The 4,212-nt window shown below is 69.9% G+C and carries 3 protein-coding genes; 1 reads left to right on the top strand and 2 read right to left on the bottom strand.

Annotation, left to right across the window (positions count from 1 at the left end; translation table 11 throughout):
* Nucleotides 1–806: response regulator (locus tag AC1D12_RS26470; protein ID WP_477843958.1), on the bottom strand; the 806-nt coding region annotated here is incomplete at its 3' end.
* A complete protein-coding gene (locus tag AC1D12_RS26465; protein WP_477843956.1) occupies nucleotides 803–2,887 on the bottom strand; it encodes a methyl-accepting chemotaxis protein in 2,085 nt (694 codons plus the stop codon). The genes AC1D12_RS26465 and AC1D12_RS26470, both read right to left, overlap by 4 nt.
* A gap of 252 nt (nucleotides 2,888–3,139) precedes the next feature.
* Between AC1D12_RS26465 and AC1D12_RS26460 the strand changes: the two genes are divergently transcribed.
* Nucleotides 3,140–4,180 carry a cytochrome-c peroxidase gene (locus AC1D12_RS26460; protein ID WP_477829414.1) on the top strand — a complete coding sequence of 347 codons (1,041 nt, stop codon included), beginning with the start codon at nucleotides 3,140–3,142 and terminating at the stop codon, nucleotides 4,178–4,180.
* The last annotated feature ends 32 nt before the right edge of the window (nucleotides 4,181–4,212 follow it).

Here is a 4,212-nt window from a genome sequence, read left to right as displayed (position 1 = left end):
AGGTTGCGCAGCGCCAGCTTCAGCACCTCGGCGCAGTCGGTCTGCTGCAGCGGCCGTTCCTTGCTGACGAGGCGCGAGTAGTGGAGCAGGTCGTTGATGAGCTTCTGCAGGCGCTTCGCGCCGTCCACCGCATAGCCGATGAACTCCCGGCCGTCGTCGTCGAGCCGGTCCTGGTAGCGCTCCTCGACCAGCTGCAGGTAGCTCGCGATCATCCGCAACGGCTCCTGCAGGTCGTGCGAGGCCACGTAGGCCAGCTGCTCCAGCTCGGAGTTCGAGCGCTGCAGTGCGGCCTGCGTGCGCTCGTGCGCCGCGATCTCCTCGCGCAGGCTGGCATTGCGGGCCTCGACGCGGCGCTGCAGCTGGTGCAGCGTCAGGTGCAGGCGCATGCGGGCGATGACTTCGGCGACGTCCAGCGGCTTGGTCACGTAGTCGACGGCGCCGACCGAGAACCCGGTGAGCTTGTCGGGGGTCTCCGCCAGCGCCGTCATGAAGATCACCGGCACGTGGCTCGACGCCGCGGAGGCCTTCAGGCGGCGGCAGGTCTCGAAGCCGTCGAGCCCGGGCATCATCACGTCGAGCAGGATCAGGTCCGGGTGGACCAGGGCGGCGCGTTCGATCGCATCCTCGCCGTCCTGCGCCACGGCGACACGGTAGCCATGGTGCGTGAGGAAGCGTGCGGCGGCTTCCAGGTTCGCCGGCAGGTCGTCGACGACGAGGATCGTCTGCGGGGTACCCGGGGGCGGTTCATCCGCGTCGTGCGGCAGGGCCGGCGTGCGCGGCGCTTCTTGCAAGGTGGTGGGGGTCACGGCGCGGCTCCCGAAGTGGCGGCGTTGGTGTGTGCATCGACGCGTTCGTCGATGCGGAAGGTCTCCACATGCAGGCGCAGCGCGTCCGACGAGGCGCGCAGCGAGCGTACCGCCTCGGCCGTCTGGTCGATGCGGTCGGTGCTCTGGCGCGCGCCCTGTTCCAGCGATACCAGCGCGGAGTCGACATGGCCGATGCAGCGGTTCTGCTCGTCGGCGGCGTTCGAGATGGACCCGAGCAAGCCGGTCAGCTGCTGCGCATTGGCCACCAGCTCGTTCATCTTGAGGCTCGCCTCGCTGCTGATGCGCGTGCTGCTCTCGACCCGCTGCACGTTGGTGTCGATCAGGCCGCGGATCTCGCGCGCGGCCGATGCCGAGCGGTCGGCCAGCGTGCGCACCTCGGCCGCCACGACGCCGAATCCCTTGCCGGCGCTTCCGGCGCGGGCCGCCTCGACGGCCGCGTTCAGCGCCAGCAGGTTGGTCTGGAAGGCGATCGTGTCGACGACGCGCGTCACGTCGGCGATCGTGGCCGACAGCTCGCGCAGCTCCGCCATGGTCTGCACCTGGCTGCGCACCGCATGCTGGCCGGCGTGGGCGGCCTGCACGTTCGCGTCGCACAGGCGGGCGGCCGTATCGACCACGCTGCGGGTGTGCCCCGCGGCCTGCGAGATCCGCTGCATCGCGTGCGCGCATTGCTGCATGTGGCCGCGCGATGCCTCGTTGCCGGCCACCAGCTGGCGGGCGTGCCCGTCGAGGTTCGCGCTCGCGTCGAGCACGTGGCCGCTCACCTGCCGCACGTCGCCGACGATGCCGGAGAACGATTGCTGCAAGGCCTTCGCCGCGACGATCAGCCGCGCCGCTTCGTCGCGCCCCCAGGCGGTCGGCGAGCCGGTCAGGTCGCCGTGTTGCATGCGCGCCATGTGGCGGGCGACCACCTCGAGCCCGCCCTGGGTGGCCTGGCGGAACGACCAGAACAGGTACGCGGCGAGCAACAGGCTGCCCAGCAGCATCGAGATCACGGTGTTGCGGCGCACGCCCGTGTCGTGCAGGCGCTGCTGCAGCAGCCGTTCGGTGGTGGACAGCGCCCGTGCGTTCAGCGCCCAGAAACCTTCGAACGCGCGCGTGCCGGCGGCCTTGAAGCGCGACACGTCGCCCTTGACGCTGCTGCCCAGCAGGTAGCGGCGCGACAGCCCGCGCAGCTCGGCGGCGGCGGGCACGCCCTTGTCGAGCCCGAGTTCCGCACGCAGCGGCTCGCTCAGCTTGAAGGCCTTGTCGAGGTGGTCGCCGGCCTGCGCCTCCAGGTACTCCATCACCGGCAGCGCATCGGACAGCAGGCGCTGCTGCGGCGCCGAGATCTCGCCGGCCGAGAGCGCCTGCTCGCCCAGCGACATCGCCTGGCCGATCCGGTCGGCCAGCTCGGGAATGGCAGCGACCGCACCGGCCACGAGGCGGCCGGTCGTCAGGTCCGGGTCCTGGGACAGGCTGGACTGCTCCATCACGACGCGCAGCAGCGCCTGCTGGTCGGCGACGATCTGCGTGTAGCGCTCGTACAGTTCGGTCGGGTCCGCGCCGCGCGACGGCACGGCCGGCAACTCCGCGGCGAGGGCCTGGAACGGTGCGGCGGCGTCGAAGACCGGCTCGAGCGACCGGTGCGTGGCCTGCAGCCGGGCGAACAGTTGCCGGTAGTCCGCCTGGTCCTTCGGCCAGCTGCTCGCCGCGTCGAGCCCGGCGGCCTGCATCGCGCGCTGGCGCTGGCCTTGCGTGAAGCGCACCAGCGGCAGCGCGTCGCGCAGGTAGCGCACGCCCTGCAGCTCGCGCTCGGTGGCGGCCGCCGCGGCCGCCATGTCGCGCAGGCAGACGGTGCCGAGCATCGTGATCGGCACCATGAACACCGCCGAGATCATCAAGGCCTTGATGTTGAACGACAGGTGGCGGAACAGGCGGACGCCGGGCGCCCAGATGCCGTGGTAGCGGAAGAACTCGAACAGCCGGTCGCCGGGCGGACCACTGTCCATCGACACGCCGTGCTCGGCGGGGCGGACGGGCGTTGACAGGCCGTCGGCGGCGGGTGTCGCGGATGTCATGGGTGCTGCTTTCTGTTCCAAAGGATCACTCGTCGGAACGTTTTAGTCACCGACTGATGACAAATATCGCCGCCCGCGGCCATTTGGTGAACGCCTCATTTGTCAACGAATGACAACTGTCGGGGCCCTTGGCCCTGCTCGCCGGCCGGTTGGCAATTGTTGACAAAGCAGGGGTCCGTTTGGCGCGCACGGCGACGAAATCAGGTCCACATTCCCGTCGCACGTTGTTGCCCCAAAAGAAAGGAATTCGCCATGAACTGGATGCGTCCATGGGCCCTGGCCCTCTGTCTGTCGACCCTGGGATGGAGCGCTGCCCCGGCGGCCGACGACCCGCTGGCGGCGACGCCGCAGGATCGGCAGTGGCTGTTGCCTGCGGTGCCGCCGCACCCGGACGACAACGCGCCGACCGCCGCGCGCGTCGAGCTCGGCAAGATGCTGTTCTTCGATGCCCGCCTGTCCTCCGAGCGCAACCTGTCGTGCGCCGGTTGCCACAGCCCGCTGTACGGCTGGTCCGATGGCCTCGGCACCGCCAAGGGCTTCCGCAGCAAGGTGCTGGGACGGGCGTCGCCGACCATCGTCAACAGCGGCTACAACACCATCCAGATGTGGGACGGCCGCCGCGCGACGCTCGAGCACCAGGCGATGGGGCCGATGGAGTCGATGGACGAGATGGCGATGAACCTCGATGCGCTGTTCGCGTGGCTGGCCGTCAACCCGGGCTACAAGTCCGCCTTCGCGGCCGCCTACCCGGGCGAGGCGATCGACAAGACGACGACTTCGAAGGCGATCGCGGCCTTCGAGCGCACCGTGGTCAGCAGTGACTCGCCGTTCGACCGCTGGCTGCGCGGGGACCGCCAGGCGATGACGGCGCAGCAGGTGAAGGGCTTCCGCCTGTTCGCCGATCCGGCCAAGGGCAACTGCGCCGGCTGCCACCAGGCCCCCAACTTCACCGACAACGGATTCCACAACATCGGCCTGACCTCCTACGGCCAGGCGAACCCGGACGTCGGCCGCTTCGCGATCAAGCCGGTGCCGTCACTGAAGGGCGCGTTCAAGACGCCGACGTTGCGCGACGTGGCCCTGACCGCTCCCTACTTCCACGACGGTTCGGCGGCGACGCTGATGGACGTCGTGGCGCACTACAACCGGGGTGGCGAGGTGCGCACCAACCTGTCGGCGAGCGTCAAGCCGCTGTCGCTGTCGAACGACGAGATGCGCGACATCGTCGCCTTCATGGAGGCGCTGACGACGCCGGCCAGGCCGTTCACGCTGCCGACGCTGCCGGCCAACTGAGCCCCCGAGGAGTCTTCCATGCAGTTCCATCC

This window comes from Rhizobacter sp. P1_G5 (genome assembly GCF_056405435.1).
The sequence above is the reverse complement of the archived record's forward strand: the minus strand, read 5'-3'. Positions and strand labels throughout refer to the sequence as shown.